This window comes from Micromonospora tarensis, from assembly GCF_016803395.1.
Taxonomy (GTDB): Bacteria; Actinomycetota; Actinomycetes; order Mycobacteriales; family Micromonosporaceae; genus Micromonospora; species Micromonospora tarensis.
Map to the genome: position 1 here is coordinate 13,309 of NZ_JAEVHL010000005.1, position 22,597 is coordinate 35,905.

Sequence of the window (22,597 nt, forward strand, 5' to 3'; positions counted from 1 at the left end):
AGTTCCGGCTGGAAACCGGAAACCTGCTCGAAACGTTAAGGGTGTCGATGTCCGGGCGTCAACGCTGAAAACTTCCGGAAATGAGTCAACTGAGCTGGGTGACCCCGACTGAGTGATCGGCGAAACTTTCGGGGGTCAGCGACGGTGGTCCACCGTCGGGGCCTGCCGCAGCGCGACGCCGGCCCACGGCGAAGTCACCGGGCGCACGCCGGCCCGGCACGGTCGACGCCATGGCCGACCGTGCCGGGCCGGGAAGTCCCGGGGAAGACCGGTCAGCGCAGACCGGCGAAGAGATCGTTCTCGGGAGTCGGCGCGTCCGTGCGGTCCCGGACCCGCAGGAAGGTCTCCACGCCCATCAGCTCGATGAACCGTTCCTGGCCGAGCTGGAGGAAGAAGATGTTCTCGGTCTGGCTGGCGTGCGCGGCCAGCGCCTCGAACTTCTGCGCGCCGTAGTCGCTGGTGTCGACCCAGGTGGTGATCTCGTCGTCCGGGAGGCCGAGCTGCGGACCCGCCTCCTCCGGCTCGGCCCACTCGACGCCGAGTTCCTTCATCACCCGGCCGAACTCCGCGAACGCCGTCCGGGGCACTGTGGTCCAGTAGACCTTCGCCGGAACGTCGGTCTGCTCGACCGCGGCCATGGTGATCCGATGGGCCTGGATGTGGTCCGGGTGGCCGTAGAAACCGTTCTCGTCGTACGTGACGATCACGTCGGGCTGGTACCGCCGGATCAGCTCCGCGAGTCGGGCCGCCGCCTCCGCCACGGGCGTGGTCCAGAACGAGCCGGGCAGGTCGTTGGTGGGCCAACCCATCATGCCGGAGTCGGCGTAACCGAGAGTCTCCAGGTGGGTGACCTTCAACGCCGCGCAGCTGGCCTCCAACTCGGTGTGGCGCATCGCCACCACGGCGGCCGGGTCGTGCCCCTCCTCGCCCGGCTTGACCCCGCCGGGGCCGTCACCGCAGCGCCCGTCGGTGCAGGTCACCAGGACGGTGGTAACCCCCTCCGCGGCGTAGCGGGCAAGGACGCCGCCGGTGCTCGTCGCCTCGTCGTCGGGGTGGGCGTGCACCGCCATCAGGGTCAGAGGTCGCTCAGCCATGCCATCACCCTACGCATCCCGCCCAGCGCGGTATGCGTCGAGTGGTTGTTGGCCGAACAGCGCTCAGCTCCGCCACCGGTGCCTAGATTCGGCTCTGGTCGGCACGTGGGGTGAATCGGGGCAGAGGAGACGTCGATGGCAAAGGCCGCTGCGGGGTTCGCTGAGGTGCGACAGATCGACGCCGGGCTGCTCAACGTGGGCTACGTGGACGCCGGCCCACCCGACGGAGAGCCGGTGATCCTGCTGCACGGTTGGCCGTACGACATCCACAGCTTCGTCGACGTCGTGCCGGCGCTCACCGCCGCCGGCTACCGGGTCGTCCTGCCATACCTGCGGGGTTACGGCTCGACCCGGTTCCTCGCCGACGACGCCATGCGCAACGGCGAACCGGCGGCCATGGCGCTCGACCTCATCGCCCTGATGGACGCGCTGAAGATCGACACCGCGAAGCTGGCCGGGTTCGACTGGGGCGCCCGAACGGCCGATGTCGTGGCCGCGCTCTGGCCCGAGCGCTGTCGAGGGCTGGTCTCGGTGAGCGGCTACCTGATCGACGGCCAGGCGTCGGGCCGGGTGCCGCTGCCGCCGAAGGCGGAATTCGCCTGGTGGTACCAGTACTACTTCGCCACCGAGCGCGGCCGGGAGGGGTACGACAAGAACCGGCGCGACTTCGCCAAGCTGATCTGGCAGACCGCGTCGCCCAGGTGGACGTTCGACGACGCGACGTTCGAGCGCAGCGCGGCGGCGTTCGACAACCCCGACCACGTCGACATCGTGATCCACAACTACCGGTGGCGACTGGCCCTCGCCGACGGCGAGCCCCGGTACGACGAGATCGAGCAGCGCCTGGCCGCGAAGCCGAAGATCAACGTGCCGAGCATCTCCCTGGAGGGGGACGCCAACGGCGCGCCGCACCTGGAGCCCACCGTCTACGGCAAGCAGTTCGCCGGTCAGTACGAGCACCGGATGGTTGGCGGCGGTGTCGGGCACAACCTGCCGCAGGAAGCGCCGCAGGCCTTCGCGGACGCGGTGATGCAGGTCTGAGTCGTCAGCCGCGGCGGCCCGGGCGCTGAGCCGTGGGGCGTTCCACGCGTACCGGATCGCCACGGACGAGGCCGTCGTGGACGCGCCACCGGGTGGTGCTGACGGCACGCCGGGTCGCCTCGTCGCCGTCCTCGACGCGGTCGCGCAGCAGGCGCAGGGCGATCCGGCGGTTCAGACCGAACTGCCGCTCCTGGTCCACCACGACGACGATGCCCGACGGGCGGTGCGTCGCGCGTACCGCCGTACTGGCCTTGTTCCGGTGCTGGCCGCCCGGCCCGCCGGTCCGGCAGGCGACGATGTCCACGTCCGCCTCCCGAAACGTCGTCGGCTGGGCGTCGGGCTGCGGTGGCTGGGCGGTGACGTACCAGTTCTTCCGCCCGGTGCTGGCCCGGTAGGGGCTCGGCGCCTGCCAGCACAGCGTGCCGGTCCACGAGCCCGCGAACGCCCCGGCGTCGGCCCCCGAGATCCGGATGAGCACCGACCGGTAGGTGCCGGAACTCTCGCCGGGCACCGCCTGAACCTGCTCGATGGTCAGACCTCGCCGGGTGCCGTCCGCCCGCAGGCGGTGCAGCAGCCGGGTCAACGCCCAGGCGCACTCCCGCGGTCCACGACCGGCCGACAGCAGCAGGAGCACGGTCACGACCGGCCCCGCCTGCCGCGGTGGCCCCGCCGGTCCGGCCGGTACGCCGACCCGGGGTCGGGCGTCTTGTAGGTGACCAGGGGGATCGTGCTGACCACCGGCGTGGCCAGTCGGTGCTGCACCAGGTCGGCGATCACCTGCTCGACGCGCTTGTACGCGGTGGGCGCCTCTTCGAAGAGCAACTGCCGGTCGCCGCAGACCACAAGCGAACCCACCGGGGTACGGCGCAGCTCCTCTACCGTGTGCTTGGCCCGGCCCCGACGCAGGGCGTCGCGCGCGACATCTTGCGACCGGCGCCGTGCGCCACCGAGTGGTTCGCCTCCGGCCCCGCGTGGGCGGCCACCAGGTAGGACGCCGTGCCTCGGGTGCCGGCGACGAGGACATCGCGGCCGTCACCCGGCGCCGCGCCCTTGCGGTGCAGGTAGCCCCCGTCGCGGACCTCGACCAGGTTGTGGCACTGGTCGACGATCGGGTCGGTGGGCGCGGTCCCCAACGCGTACGCGACCCGGGCGGCCAGCACCCGGCGGTTGAGCGATCCCCAGCGCACGGCGTCGTCGTGCATCGCCAGGTACGCGGCGGGGTCGGGAGCCGGCCCGGCGCCGTGCACCTCGGTGTGTGCCCGCAAGATCCGTTCGCCCAGGCCACGAGAGCCGCTGTGCACGATGAGCAGCAGATCGCCCGCGGTGAGCCCCAGTCGACTCGCGTGACCCGGGTCGAGGATGGTGTCGACGCGGGCCAGCTCCACGAAGTGGTTGCCCCGGCCGACCGTGCCGAGACCGTCCAGGTGGCCGGCCGGCACCGCGCCCTCCACCAGGGCCCAGGCGGGGTCGTCGGCGTCCCGCACCGGGTCGAGCGCCTGGTCGAGGTCGGGGAACCGGGTGGCGAGCCGCTCCGGTACGGCACGCTTGAGCCTGATCGGGAACACGGCGATGCCGCAGCCGATGTCGGACCCGACCAGGAACGGGTACAGCACGGCCGACGCCATGGCGGCGCCGATGGGCGCGCCCTTGCCGGGGTGCAGGTCCGGCATCGCGGCGACGTGCCGCATGCCGTCCAGGGCGGCGACCTGCCGGCACTGCGTGAGCGCCGCGGACTCGATCCAGCTCGCGGCAGAGGCGAACACCGTGACGGTGGCCGGGGTGGACGGGGGCAGGGACTCCCGAGGGAGGTGCTGCTGGGACAAGACTGCTCACTTCTCGAGCGGGACGTGGGAACGGACGGCGTCACGGCCCCCGGGAGGCGTCACCGGTGGCGCGGAAGCAGCGGAAGGTGCCCGTCAGTACGTCATGGGCGTCACTCTCGCGGAGTACGCCAGGCACGACAAGCGATTTTCCTTCGCGACATACGCTGCCGCGATGAGTAGGTGTCAGGCCGGTCTGGTCGCGCGTCCGTGCGCGCAGGGTGCGGAGGGGCTGTTGCTGGTGGCCGGGAAACGGAACCGGCGCAGCTGCTCGATCTGGAAGCCGGCCGCCCGGATGGCGCCCACGGTGTCCCGGCTGGTGTGGCAGCCGGCGAACAGCTTCGGCCACAGCGTCGCGTCGACGAGTCGTTGGGCACGGTGCAGACGGCTGGCTTCCGCCGCGGCGACGTGCTCGAAGAACCGCAACTCGCCGCCGGGCCGTAGCACCCGGCTGACCTCGGCCAGCGCGCCGGCCTGGTCGGGCACGGTGCACAGCACCAACGCCAGCACCGCCGCGTCGAACTCGCCGGTTCCGGCCGGCAGCGCCTCGGCCAGGCCGTCGACGACGGTGACCGAAACCGGCGCGGACCGGGCGGCGCGCTCGGCGGCGGCACGGAGCCGTCGTTCCGGTTCGACCGCGACGACCTCGCGCACCTCCGGCGGATAGTGCGAGAACATCCGCCCGTTGCCGGCACCGATCTCGATCACCCGGCCGGAGAGGCCGGCGACCAGGTCGCCTCGGAACGCCGCCGTGCCGGCCCGGTCCATGGCGACGCTGAGCCGTTCGTAGACCCGGGCGAACACCGGGTGGGACACCGCGGCCACGTCGACCTCCAAACAGGTGGGTGCGCTCCGTCGAACTGTTTCGTAGCGATTGTCCTGCACCGGCGCTCGGTTTCCGTCTTACTGGTGGCGAACACGATTCGGCCCGGCAGACAGGACGTGGTACGACCATGAAGATCGTCGTGATCGGGGGCAGCGGCCTCATCGGTACCAAGCTCGTGGGCATCCTCGGTGCCCAGGGCCACCAGGCGGTGCCGGCATCGCCGAAGACCGGCGTCAACACGCTGACCGGCGAGGGGGTGGCCGACGCGCTCACCGGCGCCCAGGTCGTGGTGGACGTGTCGAACTCGCCGTCGTTCGAGGACGCCGCGGTGCTGGAGTTCTTCCAGACGTCCACCCGGACGCTCCTCGCCGGCGCGTTGGACGCCGGGGTGGGCCACTACGTGGCGCTCTCCATCGTGGGGTCTGACCGGATCCGGGACAGCGGGTACATGCGGGCCAAGGCCGCCCAGGAACAGCTCATCGTCGAGTCCGAGATCCCGTACTCGGTGGTACACGCCACCCAGTTCTTCGAGTTCCTCCAGGGCATCATCGACGCCGGTACGGACGGCGACACCGTGCACCTCGCGCCGGTGCTCATCCAGCCGATGGCCGGGGACGACGTCGCGGCGGCGGTGGCCGAGGTCGCGGTGGGTACGCCGGTGAACGGCGTGGTCGAGATCGCCGGCCCGGAGCAGTTCCGCCTCGACGAACTGGGCCGATCCGTCCTCGCCGGGCAGCACGACCCGCGCCCGGTGGTGGCCGACCCCGACGCCCGGTACTTCGGCGCCAAGCTGGGCGAACGTTCGCTCGTTCCGGCCGACGGCGCCCGCCTCGCCGCGACCAACCTCGACGACTGGCGGACGCGGGCGAAGCGCGGGGCGTGAGCCGGCGCGCTACGTCGGCGGCGCGGGCGGGTCGGGTCGCCGGTCGAGGCACCGCGCCAACTCCCGCACGGCCTCGGTGAACGGCTCGTCGGACTCGCCCGGCCAGTGCCCGTGGATGGGCGGGGCGACGCTGTCGCCGGGAGGGGCCACCAGGTCGTGCGGATCGCGTTGGCGGCGGTCCACCCTGGCGGCCGGGTCGTCGGTGGTGACCGGCGCGGGTTGCGGTCGGGGGGAGAAGATCCAGCCGCCGATGGGGTCGGTGTCGCGCCACAGGTTGACCCAGCGCCAACCCACCCGGCGGCCGATCTCGCGCAGTGCCGCGTCGTTGACGAAGGCGGGAAAGAGCCGGGCGTAGAGGCGCCGCAGCGGTGATCCGTGGGTGAGCAGGGCGACCCGGTTGCCGACCCGTGGCGGCAACTGGAGCACCGTGGCGGCGAGCAGAACCGAGCCGTGGCTGTGTCCGGTGAGCAGCACCGCGTTGCCGCGCTCGACGAGATAGGTGATGCGGCGGGCCAGCTCCGGCACGGCCCGCTCCGAGTAGCAGGGCGGTGCGAACGGGTGTGCGGCGCGGGGCCAGAAGGTGCCGAGATCCCAGAGCACGCCGACGTGCCGGCGGAACGGCACGGTCCGGTAGGCGAAGACGCCCCCGAGGATCAGGCCGAGGATGATCGCCGCGATCACCCAGCTACCGAAGGCGATGCCGAAGGTGATCGCGTCCGCCGGCAGTCTGGCGTTCCGCTCGATGACGTCGCCGGGAAACTGCCCGAGCAGGGCGAGGGTGGTGGTGGCGGTGCCGAGCCCGGCGAGGCACCCGTAGACCACGGCCAGCGGCACTGTCTTCTCGGTGAAGCGGGCCTGGGCTATCGCGTCTCGGACCTGCCGTAACCGGGGCCCGGCCTCGGCCGGTGGGTCCGGGTAGTCACGCCCGACGATCGCCGCGGCGGCCCGACGCCGACCGGGGCGGGTGATCAGGATGACGAGACCGGCGACGATCGCGGTGACCAGCAACGCCCGGAAGAAGCCGTAGATCGCCCAGGTGTAGGCCCGGGGCGGACCTTCGGCGATGCCCTCCCCGGTCGACACGTCGCGATCCAGGAAGTCCGCCACCCGGTAGACCAACTCTGCGGAGTACGCCACCGCCAGGCTGATCCCGGTGGCCGCGACCACGAGTCCACCCAGCCCGAACAGCGGGGTGGAGCCGCGCTGCCGGCCCCGCCGCCAGAGCAGCACCACGCCCAGCGCGACCAGCAGCGTCGTCTGGGCGACGAACAACCCGGCCAGGGTGGTGTCGTAGCCGGGCAGCTCAGGCTCCTTCTGCCACGGCCGCGCGCTGGTCAGCACGTGCGCCACGACGACGACGGTCAGGACGATGGCGGCCGTCCGGAGCGCACGGGTGACCGCGTCGAGGCGCTCGTTGCCGGCGGACCTGTCGATCAGCGGCGGCGTGCAGAGCAGCCCGACACAGACAGTCAGGATCACGCCGGTGGTCACCGTCAGCGCGATCGTGGCCGCCGAGCCACCGCTGGCGGCACGCGCCACCAGCAGGGTGAGGTCCAGCGTCGCGAACGCCGCCGCGACGTGGATGGCGCGCATCCGACCCACCAGCGGCTCGGCGTCCCACTGACCGACAGTGCCGAGTCGAGACGCGGAGACTGTCTGATCGGGCGCCCGGAACGCCTCGAAGGTCCGGCCGGGGCGGTTGCTGATCCGCCAGATCAGGCCGATCGCGGCGGCCGGGACCAGCGCGAGCACCGTCAGCCGCGCGCCGACCGGTCGCCCACCCAGCCAGGACAACCAGCTCCGCCCGGCCAGGCAGTCGGCCGAGGCCAGGCACTTCCAGCCCACCAGGTCCAGCGCGACGCCGGCGATGGCGAGCACGTACAGCACGGTGAGCGTGAGCCCCAGCAGCCGGCACAGGGACTTGACCACCGCCTCGACGCCGGGGTTCGCCGGGCGCATCCAGATCGCGACGTTGACCAGCATGAAGGGCAGCAGGAAGACCACCGCCAGGGTGCGGGCCACCGTCCCGGAGGGCAGATCACCCCAGCGGTACGCCTCCAGCGTCACGCCGGGCACGCCCCCGGTGTCCGCGCACCGGGGGCGTGGCCGGTAGAAGCCGCCACTGCTGTCGCCCGCGACCTGCCCGGACTCATGCAGGTCCAGCATCTGTGCGGCGCTCGCGCCCGAGACCCCGTGCACCCGTAGCTCCACGACGTTCTCGGAGCTGTCCGGCCCCTTCAACCCCGCTGATCCATCCGACGTCCCCCCGAGGCGTCTCGCCGCACCCCGGGTCACGAGACCCGCCAGCAGGTGGCGGGCCGCCCTTGCGATGACGGCAGAGCGGGGTCTACCCGAACCGGACGGCCTCAATCGCGAACCCGCGCCGGGAGGACGCCGGCCCCGCGTCGGGCGCGGCGGGCGCCGGCTGTCGACGGGTCAGGACGCGACGACGTCCAGGGCCGCGGCCGTGCGGACCGACGCCTCCGGGCTCCAGAGGTACGTCCGAAGGCGAGCTGTCCGTTCACGAACGTCGGGACGAACCGCCACCGCACCGACAGCGGACCGTCCAGCAGGAACCGCCGGATCGCGGCCTGTGACGATCTTGTAGAGCCGGACGCGTAGCGCGCCTCGATCCTCGTACCGGTGTCGGTTCTGCCAGGCGCGCGTGAAGGTCGCGGTACTCGTCGATCAGCCGAGCAAGCGTCACGGTGGTGCGGCCTACCGCCGGCACGGCGGACGTCTGCCCGTCGTGCGATCGGGCTGGCGGTCGCAAGGACTGTTCCGGTCGTGGCCGGGTAGGTGCCGCCATGGTCGCTGCCGGTCGGCGCGGAGCGGACGCGGGCGCTCCGGCCGTCGTCCGACTCTGGGGTCGCCTGGTGGCGACGCTGCGCGATCGGTTCCGTCGGGTGCGGACCATCGGCGGCCTCGCCGTGCAGGCCGGGCTGGCCGCGGCGCTGTCCTGGTTCGTGGCGCACGAGCTGTTGCACGTGTCGCAGCCGGTCTTCGCGCCGATCTCGGCAGTCTCGACGCTGGCCGCCTCTGTCGGTCAGCGGCTGCGCCGCACCGTGGAGCTGATCATCGGTGTCACCGTCGGGGTGCTGATCGGTGATCTGCTGCTCGTGGTGATCGGCACCGGGTGGTGGCAACTCGCTCTGATCGTGGTGCTGGCGATCGTTGTCGCGCTGTTCCTCGCGGGCAGCGCGGCGGTGGTGATCCAGGCCGGGGCGACCGCGGTGCTGATCTCCACGCTCAGTCCGTCCATCCGCGATCTGGAGATCCCCCGCTTCGTGGACGCGCTTGTCGGGGGAGGGATGGCGCTGCTGGTCACCGCCGTGCTGCTGCCGCTGAACCCGCTGCGGGTGCTCAACCGGGCGGCACGACCGGTGTTGGAACTGCTCGTCACCCAGCTCGATGCCACTGCCGAGGCGCTCCGCGCGCGCGACGCCGCGCGGGCCCGTACCGCCCGGGGCGAGCTGCGGCAGAGCGCGGGCCCGTTGAAGGCCTTCGTGGAGGCGACCCAGGGAGCTCGGGAGGCCAGCACCCTGTCGCCGGTGTACTGGCACCAGCGGCACGGGCCGGTGGGCCGCTACGCGCAGGCCGCGGAGCCGATCGACCGGGCGATGCGCAACAGCGGAACGCTGATCCGGCGGGCGGTGACGCTGATCGAGGACGGGGAGCCGGTTCCGGAGTCGCTGCCGGGGGCGGTGGGCGATCTCGCCGAGGCCGTCCGATCGCTCAAGCGGCAGTTCGCCGCCGCCGATGAACCGCACCGGCCCGGGAGCAGGCGCTACGGGCGGTCCGGACGGCGGGCCACGCCTACCGGGCGGGGGTCGGCTTCTCGGGGGCGGTGGTGGTGGCACAGGTCCGGACCACGGTCAGCGACCTCCTGGTGGCCAGTGGGTTGACCCAGGAGGAGGCGAATCGCCTGGTCCGGAGGGCTTTCGGGGACCTTTGAGGGACTGCCGAACCGCTGCCGAGCCAGCCGGTGGCACCTTTGTGAGCCAAAGACTGTTGCAGTCTGAGCCAAAGTGGTGCCATCATGGTGCCATGGAGCTGAGGTCATACGTCGAGAACCTGCGAGACGAGTTCGCCGTGGCCGCCGAGGGCGTGGACCCGGAGGGTCGGGCACTGGCCGAACGACTCTTCACCCAGTTGGAGGCGGCCACCCGTCTCACGCTGCTGGAGGCACTGTCCGACGCCGCCGACGAGATCACCCGGGACCTCGCCCCGGGGTCGGTGCACGTTCGGTTGCGCGGGCGCGAACCCGACTTCGTGGTGACGCCGGCCAGCCCACCGGTCGAGGCGGTGCACGACGTCACCGGCCCACCCCCGCTGTCGGCGCCACTGCCCGCGCCCGAGGGTGACGACGGCGGCACCTCGCGGATCAACCTGCGCCTTCCCGACCATCTGAAAGCCAGCGTCGAGGAGGCCGCCGGCCGGGCCGGGCTGTCGGTCAACGCCTGGCTGGTGCGCGCCGTGGCCGGCGCCGTCGCCGGCGGCGAGACGGAGCGTCGTCCGCCCCGTCGGCCGGAACCGCGCTCCGGCCAGCACTTCACCGGCTGGGCGCGCTGACCCCCTCCCGGTTGACCCTTCCACCGCGCCGCTGACCAGCGGCGATCGTCGCCGACCACCTTTCGGGAGAGCACCATGCCTGTTTTCGACACACCAGAACCGATTTCCGCCCGGATCGAGATGCCGGTCGGGGACGTCTGGATCGCCGCCAGCGACCGCACCGACACGGTGGTGACGGTGCGTCCACGCGACCCGTCCAGCAAGGCCGACCTGAGCGCCGCCGAACAGACCACCGTCGAGTTCACCGCCGGGCAACTGGTGATCAGGGTGCCGAAGAGTTGGCGCCGCTACGGGTTCGGCGCCGGGCCGTCGGTCGACGTCCTGGTCGAGCTGCCGACCGGGTCGCGGCTGCACGCCGAGTCGTCGTGGGCGGCATTCCGCGGCGAGGGTCGACTCGGCGAGTGTCGGATCAAGACCGGCGGTAACGTCCGGCTCGACGAGACCGGGCCGCTGGAGATCGATTCCAGCCACGGCGAGGTCGCGGTCGAGCGCGTCCTGGGCGCCGCGCGGGTGAAGGCGTCGTCCGGCAAGGTGCGCCTCGGCGTGGTCGACGGCACGGCCGAGATAAAGAACTCCTCCGGTGACTGCTGGATCGGCAGCACCGGCGGCGACGCCCGGATCAACACCGCGTACGGCGACGTCACAGTGGACGCGTCGATGGCCTCGGTGACCGCCCGCACCGCGTACGGCAACCTCCGGCTGGGCGAGATCGTGCGCGGGGCGATCGAGTTGCAGACCTCCTACGGCGCGATCGAGGTCGGCATCCGTCGCGGCACGGCGGCCTGGCTCGACGTGAGTTCCAAACACGGTCGGGTGCACAACGCGCTCGAGTCCACCGACAGCCCGGCGCAGACCGACGAGACGGTCGAGGTCCGGGCGAACACCTCCTACGGCGACATCACCATCCGCCGGGCCTGACCCGACACCACCGAGACCACTGATGAGGAGACCATGACCAGCTCCACGAAGCCCGCGATCGTCGCCACCGACCTACGGAAGTCCTACGGCGACAAGGTCGTGCTGGACGGCATCGACCTGATGATCACCGAGGGCACGATCTTCGCGTTGCTCGGGCCCAACGGCGCCGGCAAGACCACCACAGTGCAGATCCTCTCCACCCTGGTGAACGCCGACGGCGGCACCGCCCGGGTCTTCGGCCACGACCTGACCCGGGAGCCCGACGCGGTACGCGAGCTGATCGGCGTCACCGGCCAGTTCTCCGCCGTCGACAATCTGCTCACCGGGCGGGAGAACCTCAACCTGATGGCCGATCTCTGTCACCTGGACCGGGCGGCCGGGCGGCGACGGATCACCGACCTGCTCGACCAGTTCGACCTGGTTGAGGCGGCGGGCAAGCCGGTGTCGACGTACTCCGGCGGCATGCGGCGGCGGCTCGACCTCGCGATGACCCTGGTCGGCGAGCCCCGCGTCATCTTCCTCGACGAGCCGACCACCGGCCTCGACCCGCGCAGCCGCCGAGCCATGTGGCAGATCATCCGCGCGCTCGTGGCCGAGGGCGTCACCATCCTGCTCACCACGCAGTATCTGGAGGAGGCCGACCAGCTCGCCGACCGGGTCGCCTTCCTCGACCACGGCCGACTGATCGCCGAGGGCACGCCGCGCGAACTCAAGCGGCTCATTCCGGGCGGCCACGTGGTGTTGCACTTCGCCGACCAGGAGGGGCTCGACACGGCGGCCCGCACGTTCGTGACCGCCACCCGTGACGAGGCGGCGCTCACCCTCCAGGTGCCGAGCGACGGCGGGGTCGGGTCACTGCGTGCCCTGCTCGACCAGCTGGACCGCGGCTCGATCAGCGTGGCCGGGCTCTCCGTGCACACCCCCGATCTCGACGACGTCTTCCTCGCCCTCACCGGCCAACCCGACATCCGGGCCGGCCGACCCGACCACGAAAGGTCTGCCGCGCGATGAGCACCCTCTCCCTCGCCGCCCGCGACTCGGGCACGATGCTGCGGCGCAACCTCCTGCACATGCGGCGCTACCCGTCGATGACCCTGCTGCTCATCGGCATCCCGGTCATCCTCCTGCTGCTCTTCGTGTACGTCTTCGGTGGCACGCTCGGCGCCGGCCTCGGGCCGTCCGGCGACCGCTCCGACTACGCCAACTACGTCACGCCCGGCATCCTGCTCATCACGGTGGTCAGCGCGGCGCAGGGCACCGCCATCTCGGTCGCGATGGACATGACCGAGGGCATCATCGCCCGGTTCCGGACGATGGCGATCTTTCGACCGTCGGTGCTGACCGGCCACGTACTGGGCAGCCTGATCCAGACCATGCTCGGCCTCGCGGCCGTCACCGGGGTGGCGCTGCTCATCGGCTTCCGGCCCACGGCCGGCCCGGTCGAGTGGCTCGCCGTGATCGGCGTCCTCGCCATGATCACCTTTGCGCTGACCTGGCTCTCCGTCGCTCTCGGTTTGGTGAGCGACAGTGTCGAGACGGCCAGCAACCTGCCCATGCCGCTGATCCTCCTGCCGTTTTTGGGCAGCGGCTTCGTCCCCACCGACTCCATGCCGACGCCGGTGCGCTGGTTCGCCGACTACCAGCCCTTCACGCCGGTCATGGAGACCCTTCGTGGCCTGCTGCTCGGCTCCGGCATCGGCGCGGACGGCATCATCGCGGTTGGCTGGTGCCTCGTCATCAGCGTGCTCTCCTTCCTCTGGGCCAAGAATCTCTACAACCGCAACCGCGCGGCCTGACCCGAGCGGCGTCCGACATCTCGGGTACGCCAACAACCGACAACCCGGCCCGGTGGGCCGGGTCGTCGGCGTTGTCCACCGACGAGATCGACTGGACCTCCGTGCGGTCGGGGCATTCGGTACGACGACGACGGCACCCCGACCGCACCGAAGCCGAGTTGATCAGGGGGCGGCTCGAGACGTCGAATGTTATCGATAACACGCGCTGCGGAGTCGGCAGTGCCCGATGGGCGGTGTCTCTGGTGGCGCTCGGTCATGAGCATGCGGCGCTGGAGGGTCGTTCCGTGGCGATAAGCCGGAGCGCACTGAGGCCCGATGATGTTATCGCTGACATCGCGACCGGTCCGGTGGCTGGTCGCGATCGGACGGTTGTCGCACGGTCTCGCCGGGCGCTGCTTCCTGTCACCCGCCTGCCGACGGTGTCGGTCGGGTCGGCGGGCCGCGGTAGGCCACTCCGGGCGGCCGTGTCCGGACCTGGCGCAGAATTCGTGTCTTTTGCCCCTATCCGACCTGAAATCGCCCAAGTCGGTATCCGCTTCTGCGTTCCGTTACGGAGCTGTTGCGGGTGGATGTCTTGACGAGTCTGGATGTGAGCGTTAACACTATCCCCGTTAACGGTGGAGGTGAACATGAACCGTGTGGACGGAGCTGACGACCGCTACGTCGTCGGTGTCGACTTCGGCACCCTGTCCGGGCGAGCTCTGGTGGTCCGTGTCGGTGATGGTGCCGAGTTGGGGACCGCGGTGCACGAGTACGGCGACGGCGTGATCAGCACGGCGCTTCCGGGAGGTCGATCGCTACCCCCGGACTGGGCCCTGCAGAATCCGGACGACTACCGCGACGTCCTGCGGTACGCCGTGCCGGCGGCGGTGTCCGCCGCCGGAGTGGACCCGGCGGCGGTGGTCGGCATCGGCATCGACTTCACCGCCTGCACGGTGCTGCCGACCCTCGCCGACGGCACTCCGCTCTGCGAGACGCCCGAGCTGCGGGACCGGCCGCACGCCTGGGTCAAGCTGTGGAAGCACCACGCCGCGCAGCCGCACGCCGACCGGATCAACGCGCTGGCCCACGAGCGGGCGGAGCCGTGGATCGGCCGCTACGGCGGCAAGATCTCCGCCGAGTGGCAGTTCGCCAAGGGTCTACAGATCCTGGAGGAGGACCCGGAGGTCTACGACCGGGCCGAGCGCTTCATCGAGGCGGCCGACTGGATCGTCTGGCAGCTCTGCGGCGCCGAGACCCGCAACGTCTGCACTGCCGGCTACAAGGGCATCCTGCAGGACGGCCAGTACCCGTCCGAGGAGTTCCTGACCGCGCTCAACCCCGCCTTCGGTGACTTCGTGGCCAAGCTGGACGGTCCGTTGCTGCCGCTGGGTGACCGGGCCGGCGCGCTCACCGCCCAGGCCGCCGCGTGGACCGGTCTGCCGGAGGGGATCGCGGTGGCCGTCGGCAACGTCGACGCGCACGTCACCGCGGCGTCCGCCCAGGCCGTGGAGCCCGGCCGGCTGGTCGCCATCATGGGCACCTCCACCTGTCACGTGGTCAACGGTGCCCAGGTCGCCGAGGTGGCCGGCATGTGTGGTGTCGTGGACGGTGGCATCAGCCCCGGCGCGTGGGGTTACGAGGCCGGGCAGAGCGGTGTCGGCGACATCTTCGGGTGGTTCGTCGAACACGCCGCCCCGGCCGGTGTCGCCTCGCACGAACGCCTCACCGAGTTGGCCGCGAGCCAGCCCGTCGGCGCCCACGGCCTGATCGCTCTGGACTGGTGGAACGGCAACCGCTCGTTGCTGGTCAACCACGACCTGAGCGGCATGATCGTCGGGATGACCCTGGCCACCAGGCCGCAGGACATCTACCGGGCGCTGCTGGAGTCCACCGCGTACGGCACGCGGATGATCATCGAGGCGTTCGTCGACGCCGGAGTCGCGGTGAACGACCTGGTGATCGCCGGTGGCCTCACCAACAACGCGCTGCTGATGCAGATCTACGCCGACGTGACCAGGCGGCCGCTGAACATCATCGCCTCGGCGCAGGGGCCGGCGCTGGGCTCGGCGATTCACGCCGCCGTCGCCGCCGGCGCGTACCCGTCCATCCACGAGGCCTCGCAGGCGATGGGCCGGGTGCACGAGGCCGTCTACCGTCCGGACCCCGAGCGGGCCCGCGCCTACGACGCCCTGTACGCCGAGTACCGGACACTGCACGACCACTTCGGACGCGGCGGCAACGACGTCCTGCTCCGCCTGCGGGCGATCCGCAACGCGGCGGTGGTGACCGCCGCCAGCACACCCGAGACCGCATTGGAGGTGGTCGCGTGAGCACCGAGGTGACCCGACGGATCCGTGAGCTGCGCGAGACCGTCGCCCGCCTGCACGGCGAGCTGACCCGCAACAACCTGGTCGCGTGGACGTCCGGCAACGTCTCCGCGCGCGTTCCCGGCCAGGACCTGATGGTGATCAAGCCGAGCGGGGTGAGCTACGACGACCTCACCGCCGCCACGATGGTGGTGTGCGACCTCGACGGCGTCCTCGTCGAGGGAGACTTCGCGCCGTCCAGCGACACCGCCGCCCACGCGTACGTCTACCGGGCCATGCCCGAGGTCGGTGGGGTCGTGCACACGCACAGCTCGTACGCCACCGCCTGGGCGGCGTGCGGGGAGTCGATTCCCTGCCACCTGACCGCGCAGGCCGACGAGTTCGGCGGGGAGATCCCGATCGGCCCGTTCGCGCTGATCGGCGGCGACGACATCGGCAAGGGCATCGTCGCCACGCTCGCCGGGCACCGCTCACCGGCGGTGTTGATGCGTAACCACGGCGTGTTCACCATCGGCCGGAACGCCCGCGCGGCGGTCAAGGCGGCGGTCATGTGCGAGGACGTGGCCCGCACCGCGTACCTGGCCCGCACCCTCGGGCAGCCGGTGCCGATGGCACAGGCCGACATCGACTCCCTCCACGACCGCTATCAGAACGTCTACGGTCAACACCCAGTCGCACCGGCGGGTTCCTGACTCTTCCCCGATCATCGGGACCCGCCGGTCTGCACCACGACGCACCAGCACGCACCACCCGCGTACACCGCTCTGTCGCACCTCGGCGGTTGGCGCGGTTACCCACCACATCCAGCCAAGGAGATTCGATGGGAAAGATGCGAACGCAGTCCGTTCGGTGGCGCGCTGTCGCGGTCCTCGCCAGCGCGTTGCTGGTCGGGGGCGTGGCGGCCTGCGGCAACAGTGACACGGGCGGCGGCGGGTCCAAGGATGACGGCAAGATCACGATGGGCTTCTCCCAGGTCGGTGCGGAGAGCGGGTGGCGTACGGCGAACACCACCTCGATCAAGGAGTCCGCGGCCGCGGCGGGTATCGAGCTGAAGTTCGACGACGCCCAGCAGAAGCAGGAAAACCAGATCAAGGCGATCCGCAACTACATCCAGCAGAAGGTCGACGTGATCGCCTTCTCGCCGGTGGTGGAGTCCGGCTGGGACACCGTGCTCAAGGAGGCCAAGGACGCCAAGATCCCGGTCATCCTGACCGACCGTTCGGTGGACTCGGCCGACAAGTCGCTGTACAAGACGTTCCTCGGCTCGGACTTCGTCAAGGAGGGCCGCCTCGCGGGTGAGTGGCTGGTCGAGCAGAAGAAGACCGCCTCGGGCCCGGTGAACATCGTCGAGCTACAGGGCAACACCGGTGCGGCGCCGGCCAACGACCGGAAGAAGGGCTTCGGTGAGGCGATCGCCGCCAACCCGAACCTGAAGATCATCGCTTCCCAGCCGGGTGACTTCACCCGGGCGGGTGGCAAGCAGGTCATGGAGCAGTTCCTCAAGGCCAACCCGAAGATCGACGTGCTGTTCGCGCACAACGACGACATGGGTCTGGGCGCGCTCGAGGCGATCACCGCGGCCGGCAAGGTGCCCGGCAAGGACATCACCATCATCACCGTCGACGCGGTCAAGGACGGCATGCAGGCGCTCGCCGACGGGAAGTTCAACTTCATCGCGGAGTGCAGCCCGCTGCTCGGCCCGCAGCTGATGGACCTGGCCAAGAAGGTCCACGCGGGCGAGGAGGTGCCTGCTCGGATCGAGACCGAGGAGACCACCTTCACCCAGGAGCAGGCCAAGGAGGCCCTGCCCAACCGTAAGTACTGATCGACGACGGGGTCGCCGCGCTCGCGTGGCGACCCCGCCGCGTCATTTCCTTACCCACAACGGACCGGGCCTGGCCCGCGACCATCCCGCAACACCCCCGCCGAGCGACCCGCAGGGACGAGCGGCGGAGGTCGCGGGGGCGTCGCGGCCCTTCCGTGTCGACGACCCAGAAGAGGTCTGATGGGATGACGGATAGCCGTCCGGTCCTGACGATGACCGGGATCAGCAAGTCCTTCCCCGGGGTGCGCGCACTCCACGACGTCAACTTCCGGCTCTTTCCCGGCGAGGTGCACGCCCTGATGGGCGAGAACGGCGCCGGCAAGTCCACCCTCATCAAGGTGCTGACCGGCGTCTACGACACCGACGCGGGCACGATCACCCTCGCCGACGAGCCGGTGTCGTTCACCGGGCCGATGCAGGCGACCGCCGCCGGGGTGAGCACCGTTTTCCAGGAGGTCAACCTCTGCACCAACCTCTCGGTCGCGGAGAACATCTTCATCGGCCGTGAGCCCCGGCGTCTCGGCGCCGTCCGCTGGGCTGAGGTCCGCCGCCGCGCCCGGGCCCTGCTGGCCCGCCTCGACCTCGACCTCGACGTCAGCGCGCCGCTCGGCTCGTACTCGCTGGCGATCCAGCAGATGGTCGCCATCGCCCGCGCGATCGACATCCAGGCCCGGGTGCTGATCCTGGACGAGCCGACCTCCAGCCTCGACGCCGGTGAGGTGGCGCAGTTGTTCCGCATCATGCGGCAACTGCGCGACGAGGGCATCGCCATCCTGTTCGTGACCCACTTCCTCGACCAGGTCTACGAGATCGCTGACCGGATCACCGTGCTGCGCAACGGCGGGCTCGTCGGCGAGTACCTCACCGCCGAGCTGCCCCAGCTCTCCCTGGTGGAGAAGATGATCGGCAAGGAGCTCGACGTCCTGGAGGGCATCGAGGAGCACGCCCGTCGGGACCTGGCCGCGCTGGAGGAGGGCACCCCGCTGGTGGCGGTGTCGAACTTCTCCCGCGCGGGCGCTGTCGAGCCGTTCAGTCTCACCATCCACTCCGGCGAGGTGGTGGGCCTGGCCGGCCTGCTGGGCTCCGGGCGTACCGAGGTCGCGCGGTTGTTGTTCGGCGCCGATCGGACCGACGGTGGACAGGTCGCCATCGACGGCACGGCGAGCAGCCTGCGCACCCCCGCCCAGGCCATCGACCACGGTGTCGGCTTCTGTTCCGAGAACCGCCGCGCCGAGGGCATCGTCGCCGACCTGTCGGTGCGGGAGAACATGATCCTGGCCATGCAGGCGGCCCGCGGCTGGCTGCGGCCCATTCCGCGTCGTCGTCAGGACGAGCTGGTCGACAAGTACATCAAGGCGCTCAACATCCGGCCGGCGGACCCGGAGGCGCCGGTCCGGAACCTCTCCGGCGGCAACCAGCAGAAGGTGCTCCTGGCCCGCTGGCTGATCACCGAGCCGCGGCTGCTGATCCTGGACGAGCCGACCCGGGGCATCGACATCGGCGCGAAGACCGAGATCCAGAAGCTGGTGGCGCAGCTGTCCGACGGTGGCATGGCGGTGCTGTTCATCTCCGCCGAGCTGGAGGAGGTGCTGCGGCTCAGTCACAAGGTGGCGGTGATGCGGGACCGGCAGATGGTGGCGCAGCTCGCCAACGACGACAGCCTGGACGCCGACCGCATCATGCAGACCATCGCCAGCGGATCTCACCGGGAGGAGGCAGACCGATGAGCGACACCACGAGCCGCTACCGGACGATGATCGGTCACCGGCTGTTCTGGCCCGCCGCCGTGCTGTTCGTCATGCTCGCCGCGAACACCATCTATCGGCCCGGGTTCCTGTCCATCGAGCTCAAGGACGGGCACCTGTACGGCACGCCGATCGACATCCTGCGGCTGAGCGCGCCGCTGATCCTCGTAGCACTGGGCATGACCCTGGTCATCTCCACCGGCGGCATCGACCTCTCGGTCGGCTCGCTCTGCGCGATCAGCGCGCGATCGCCTGCATGTACATCAGCAAGCAGCCCGACCAGAACAGCCTCGGCGTGGTGCTGACCGCCCTCGCGATGGCGATGGGCGTCTCGCTGGTGCTCGGCGCCTGGAACGGGGTGCTGGTGGCAGTGATCGGTATCCAACCGATTATCGCCACCCTGATCCTGATGGTGGCCGGTCGGGGCCTCGCCCAGCTGGTCACCGAGGGTCAGATCATCACCATCAACTCCGAGCCGTACCGGGCGATCGGCCTGGGTCACGCGCTGACCCTGCCGCTGGCCATCTTCATCGCCCTCGCCGCGGCCCTGCTCGTCGCCGCGTTCACCAGGCGGACCGCGCTCGGCATGATCGTCGAGTCGGTGGGCGGTAACTCCGAGGCCAGCCGGTTGGCGGGCATTCGCTCCGGCCGGGTGGTGTTCCTCGTCTACGTGGTCAGCGCCGCGTGCGCCGCGGTGGCCGGCTTCATGATGACCGCGAACGTGTCCAGCGCCGACGGCAACGCGGCCGGTCTCTGGGTGGAGCTGGACGCGATCCTCGCGGTCGTCATCGGCGGCACGTCCCTCGCGGGCGGCCGGTTCTTCCTCAGTGGCACGATCATCGGTGCGCTGATCATCCAGACCCTGACCACCACGGTGTACGCCATGAACATCTCGCCGCAGACGTCGCTGCTGTTCAAGGCGGTCGTCGTCATCGCCGTCTGCCTCATCCAGGCGCCGGCCTTCCGGGCCCGGTTCCGCCGCCGCAGGCGCGGCACCCCGCCGCCCGTCGCCATCGCCGACAAGCCGAAGGAGCAGGTGCCGGCATGACCACTGGATCGCTCACCGCCCCTCGGACCCGGTTCCGACTGCCGAGGCGGCAGATACCGGTGCTGGCGACGCTCGCGCTGCTGCTGGTGATGTACGGCATCGGTGTGTCCCAGTACACGGCGTTCTCCAACGTGCAGGTCATCTTCAACGTCTTCATCGACAACGGCTTCCTGCTCGTGGTCGCGGTGGGCATGACCTTCGTGATCCTCACCGGCGGCATCGACCTGTCGGTGGGCTCGGTGGTCGCGATGACGGCGATGGTGTCGGCCGCGCTGCTGCAGAACGGCATGCCGGCGGCGCTGGTGCTGGTCATCGCCCTGCTCATCGGCCCCACGCTCGGCCTGCTGATGGGTTGCGCCATCCATTTCTTCGAGATCCAGCCGTTCATCGTGACGCTCGCCGGGATGTTCTTCGCCCGGGGCATGTGCACGTTCATCTCCGGCGCGTCGATCCCGATCACCGACGGGTTCTGGACCTCGATGTCGCAGGAGCGGATCGGCAACCCCGCCGGCAACTTCGTGTCGATCAGCGTGCTGATCGCCTTCGCCGTGGTCGCCGTCGCCGCGTACACGCTGGCCTACACCCGGCTGGGGCGCAACGTGTACGCCATCGGCGGCAACCCGCAGTCGGCGCTGCTGATGGGTCTGCCGGTGGGTCGCACCCGGATCGCCGTCTACACGATCAGTGGTCTGTGCTCGGCGATCGGCGGCATCCTGCTGTCCTTCTACACCCTCTCCGGCGCTCCGCTGATCGCGGTGGGGATGGAGCTGGACGTCATCGCCGCCGTCGTCATCGGTGGCACGGTGCTCACCGGAGGTGCCGGCTACGTCTTCGGCACGGTGCTCGGCGTCCTGGTCCTGGGCGTGATCCAGACCCTCATCACCTTCGACGGGAGCCTCAACTCCTGGTGGACCAAGATCGTGATTGGCGGCCTGCTCTTCGCGTTCATCCTTCTCCAGCGCCTCATCGGAATTCGTTACAAGTGACCGCCCCTCTCGCGGAAGGCAACCCCATGGCACCACACACCGCACCCGAGATCTGGTTCCTCACCGGCAGCCAAGGCATGTACGGCGAGGAGACGCTCCGCCAGGTGGCCGAGCAGTCCCGTCAGATCGCGGCCGCACTCGACGACTCACCGCAGATTCCCGCCCGAGTGGTCTGGAAGCCCGTCCTGACCAACAGCGGCGAGATCCTGCAGGTCTGCCGGGACGCCGCCGCCCAGGGCGCGATCGGGGTCATCGCCTGGATGCACACGTTCTCACCGGCGAAGATGTGGATCTCGGGTCTGGACGCGCTGCAGACGCCGCTGCTGCACCTGCACACCCAGGCCAACGTTCTGTTGCCCTGGAACGACATCGACATGGACTTCATGAACCTGAACCAGGCCGCCCACGGCGACCGCGAGTTCGGGTACATCCAGACCCGTCTTGGGGTGGCCCGCAAGACGGTGGCCGGCCACGTCAGCGACCCGCGGGTGGCCGCTCGGGTCGGGGCGTGGGCGCGTGCCGCGCTGGGCTGGTCGGCGATGCGGTCGCTGCGGCTGGCCCGCTTCGGTGACAACATGCGCGACGTCGCGGTGACCGAGGGCGACAAGGTCGAGGCGGAGCTGCGCTTCGGGGTCTCGGTCAACACCTACGGCGTCAACGACCTGGTCGAGGTGGTCGGCGAGGTCACCGACGCGCAGGTGGACGACCTGGTGAAGGAGTACGAGGACACCTACCGCATCGTCGGCGAGCTGCTCTCCGGGGGCGAGCGGCACGACTCGCTGCGCTACGCCGCACGCCTGGAGCTGGGCATGCGGGCGTTCCTGGACGCGGGCGGGTTCCGGGCGTTCACCACGAACTTCGAGGACCTCGGCGGGCTGCGTCAGCTGCCGGGCATCGCCGTCCAGCGGTTGATGGCCGACGGCTACGGCTTCGGTGGTGAGGGTGACTGGAAGACCTCAGTTTTGGTGCACACCCTCAAGTCGATGTCGGTGGGCGTGGACGGCGGCACGTCGTTCATGGAGGACTACACCTACGACCTCACCCCGGGTGAGGAACTGGTGCTCGGCGCCCACATGCTCGAGGTCTGCCCGACCATCGCGTCCGACGTGCCCAAGGTGGAGATCCACCCGCTGAGCATCGGTGGCCGGGAGGACCCGGTCCGGCTGGTGTTCGACGCCGCACCCGGCCCGGCTGTGGTGCTGGGGCTGGCCGACATGGGGGAGCGCTTCCGGCTCGTCGCCAACGAGATCGACGTGGTGTCCCCGCCGCAGCCGCTGCGCCGGCTGCCGGTGGCCCGGGCGGTCTGGCGGCCGCGACCCGACCTGCCGGTGTCGGCCGAGGCGTGGATCACCGCGGGCGCACCGCACCACACCGTGCTCTCCCAGGCGGTGGGCGTGGAGGAGCTGCACGACCTGGCCGAGATGAGCCGCACCGAACTCGTGGTCATCGACGCCGACACGGAGCCCCGCCGCTTCGCCGACGAGCTGCGGTGGAACCAGGCCTACCACCGGCTGGCTCGCGGCTTCTGACCCGCGCGGCCTGATCGCGCTCGACCCGGGTGGTCCATCCCTGCCTGCGGCGGGGTGGACCACCCGTTCGCGCGTGCTACCGGCGTGCCGCGCGGCGGCCGTGTTACGGCTTGACTAACAGCATGTTATCGCTCACAGTCTATAGCCAAGATGGTCGATGTCTCTGGCTGTCCGGCCACGCGCGCGTTCCACCTCTCTCGGTTGC

At 70.5% G+C, this 22,597-nt stretch carries 16 protein-coding genes and 3 pseudogenes; 14 read left to right on the forward strand and 5 right to left on the reverse strand.

Annotation, left to right across the window (positions count from 1 at the left end; genetic code table 11):
- Positions 1 to 272 precede the first annotated feature (272 nt).
- Positions 273 to 1,094 carry a PIG-L family deacetylase gene (locus JM949_RS02150; protein ID WP_203146774.1) on the reverse strand — a complete coding sequence of 274 codons (822 nt, stop codon included), beginning with the start codon at positions 1,092 to 1,094 and terminating at the stop codon, positions 273 to 275.
- 135 nt (positions 1,095 to 1,229) lie between these two features.
- Here JM949_RS02150 and JM949_RS02155 point away from each other — a divergent pair, with 135 nt between their 5' ends.
- A complete protein-coding gene (locus JM949_RS02155) occupies positions 1,230 to 2,135 on the forward strand; it encodes an alpha/beta fold hydrolase (protein WP_203146775.1) in 906 nt (301 codons plus the stop codon).
- Between the two features lie 4 nt (positions 2,136 to 2,139).
- Here JM949_RS02155 and prfH read toward each other — a convergent pair whose 3' ends face one another.
- The 3 genes and pseudogenes from prfH to JM949_RS02170 form a co-directional block, all read right to left on the reverse strand.
- Complete coding sequence (prfH, locus tag JM949_RS02160) at positions 2,140 to 2,775, reverse strand: peptide chain release factor H (protein ID WP_203146776.1); 636 nt, start codon at positions 2,773 to 2,775, stop codon at positions 2,140 to 2,142.
- Positions 2,772 to 3,958, reverse strand: a pseudogene (locus JM949_RS02165) (RNA ligase RtcB family protein). The gene prfH and the pseudogene JM949_RS02165 overlap by 4 nt, the downstream one beginning before the upstream one ends.
- Positions 3,959 to 4,141: 183 nt before the next feature.
- Positions 4,142 to 4,780, reverse strand: coding sequence for a class I SAM-dependent methyltransferase (locus JM949_RS02170; protein ID WP_309231959.1), 639 nt, complete (start codon positions 4,778 to 4,780; stop codon positions 4,142 to 4,144).
- A gap of 128 nt (positions 4,781 to 4,908) precedes the next feature.
- On the opposite strand from JM949_RS02170, the gene JM949_RS02175 reads away from it, so the two are divergent.
- A complete protein-coding gene (locus JM949_RS02175; protein WP_203146777.1) occupies positions 4,909 to 5,664 on the forward strand; it encodes an SDR family oxidoreductase in 756 nt (251 codons plus the stop codon).
- 9 nt (positions 5,665 to 5,673) lie between these two features.
- Here the strand turns inward: JM949_RS02175 and JM949_RS02180 are convergent, their stop codons facing one another.
- Positions 5,674 to 7,905, reverse strand: a complete 2,232-nt coding sequence (locus JM949_RS02180) for a hypothetical protein (RefSeq protein ID WP_203146778.1) — start codon at positions 7,903 to 7,905, stop codon at positions 5,674 to 5,676.
- Positions 7,906 to 8,471: 566 nt separating this feature from the next.
- Here JM949_RS02180 and JM949_RS02185 point away from each other — a divergent pair.
- The 12 genes and pseudogenes from JM949_RS02185 to araA all read left to right on the forward strand — a co-directional run bounded on the left by JM949_RS02185 (position 8,472) and on the right by araA (position 22,392).
- Positions 8,472 to 9,619, forward strand: a pseudogene (locus JM949_RS02185) (FUSC family protein).
- Positions 9,620 to 9,711: 92 nt separating this feature from the next.
- Positions 9,712 to 10,236, forward strand: coding sequence for a hypothetical protein (locus tag JM949_RS02190; RefSeq protein WP_203146779.1), 525 nt, complete (start codon positions 9,712 to 9,714; stop codon positions 10,234 to 10,236).
- A 75-nt stretch (positions 10,237 to 10,311) separates the two neighbouring features.
- Positions 10,312 to 11,154 (forward strand): DUF4097 family beta strand repeat-containing protein, encoded by an 843-nt coding sequence (locus JM949_RS02195; RefSeq protein WP_203146780.1) that lies wholly within the window; start codon positions 10,312 to 10,314, stop codon positions 11,152 to 11,154.
- A gap of 33 nt (positions 11,155 to 11,187) precedes the next feature.
- Positions 11,188 to 12,165 (forward strand): ATP-binding cassette domain-containing protein, encoded by a 978-nt coding sequence (locus JM949_RS02200; RefSeq protein ID WP_203146781.1) that lies wholly within the window; start codon positions 11,188 to 11,190, stop codon positions 12,163 to 12,165.
- A complete protein-coding gene (locus JM949_RS02205) occupies positions 12,162 to 12,950 on the forward strand; it encodes an ABC transporter permease (RefSeq protein WP_203146782.1) in 789 nt (262 codons plus the stop codon). Before JM949_RS02200 ends, JM949_RS02205 begins: the two co-directional genes overlap by 4 nt.
- Positions 12,951 to 13,579: 629 nt before the next feature.
- Positions 13,580 to 15,262: a ribulokinase gene (gene araB, locus JM949_RS02210; RefSeq protein ID WP_203146783.1), complete on the forward strand. Its 1,683-nt coding sequence runs from the start codon at positions 13,580 to 13,582 to the stop codon at positions 15,260 to 15,262.
- Positions 15,259 to 15,951: an L-ribulose-5-phosphate 4-epimerase gene (locus JM949_RS02215; RefSeq protein WP_309231960.1), complete on the forward strand. Its 693-nt coding sequence runs from the start codon at positions 15,259 to 15,261 to the stop codon at positions 15,949 to 15,951. Before araB ends, JM949_RS02215 begins: the two co-directional genes overlap by 4 nt.
- A 137-nt stretch (positions 15,952 to 16,088) precedes the next feature.
- The gene (locus JM949_RS02220; RefSeq protein ID WP_203146829.1) at positions 16,089 to 17,084 is read left to right on the forward strand and encodes an ABC transporter substrate-binding protein; all 996 of its coding nucleotides are present in this window, start codon (positions 16,089 to 16,091) and stop codon (positions 17,082 to 17,084) included.
- A 185-nt stretch (positions 17,085 to 17,269) separates the two neighbouring features.
- Complete coding sequence (locus JM949_RS02225; protein WP_203146784.1) at positions 17,270 to 18,811, forward strand: sugar ABC transporter ATP-binding protein; 1,542 nt, start codon at positions 17,270 to 17,272, stop codon at positions 18,809 to 18,811.
- Positions 18,808 to 19,877: pseudogene (locus tag JM949_RS02230) on the forward strand (ABC transporter permease). The gene JM949_RS02225 and the pseudogene JM949_RS02230 overlap by 4 nt, the downstream one beginning before the upstream one ends.
- Positions 19,874 to 20,863 carry a galactofuranose ABC transporter, permease protein YjfF gene (yjfF, locus tag JM949_RS02235; RefSeq protein ID WP_203146785.1) on the forward strand — a complete coding sequence of 330 codons (990 nt, stop codon included), beginning with the start codon at positions 19,874 to 19,876 and terminating at the stop codon, positions 20,861 to 20,863. The pseudogene JM949_RS02230 and the gene yjfF overlap by 4 nt, the downstream one beginning before the upstream one ends.
- Before the next feature lie 26 nt (positions 20,864 to 20,889).
- Positions 20,890 to 22,392, forward strand: a complete 1,503-nt coding sequence (araA, locus tag JM949_RS02240; RefSeq protein ID WP_203146786.1) for an L-arabinose isomerase — start codon at positions 20,890 to 20,892, stop codon at positions 22,390 to 22,392.
- Positions 22,393 to 22,597: the final 205 nt, after the last annotated feature.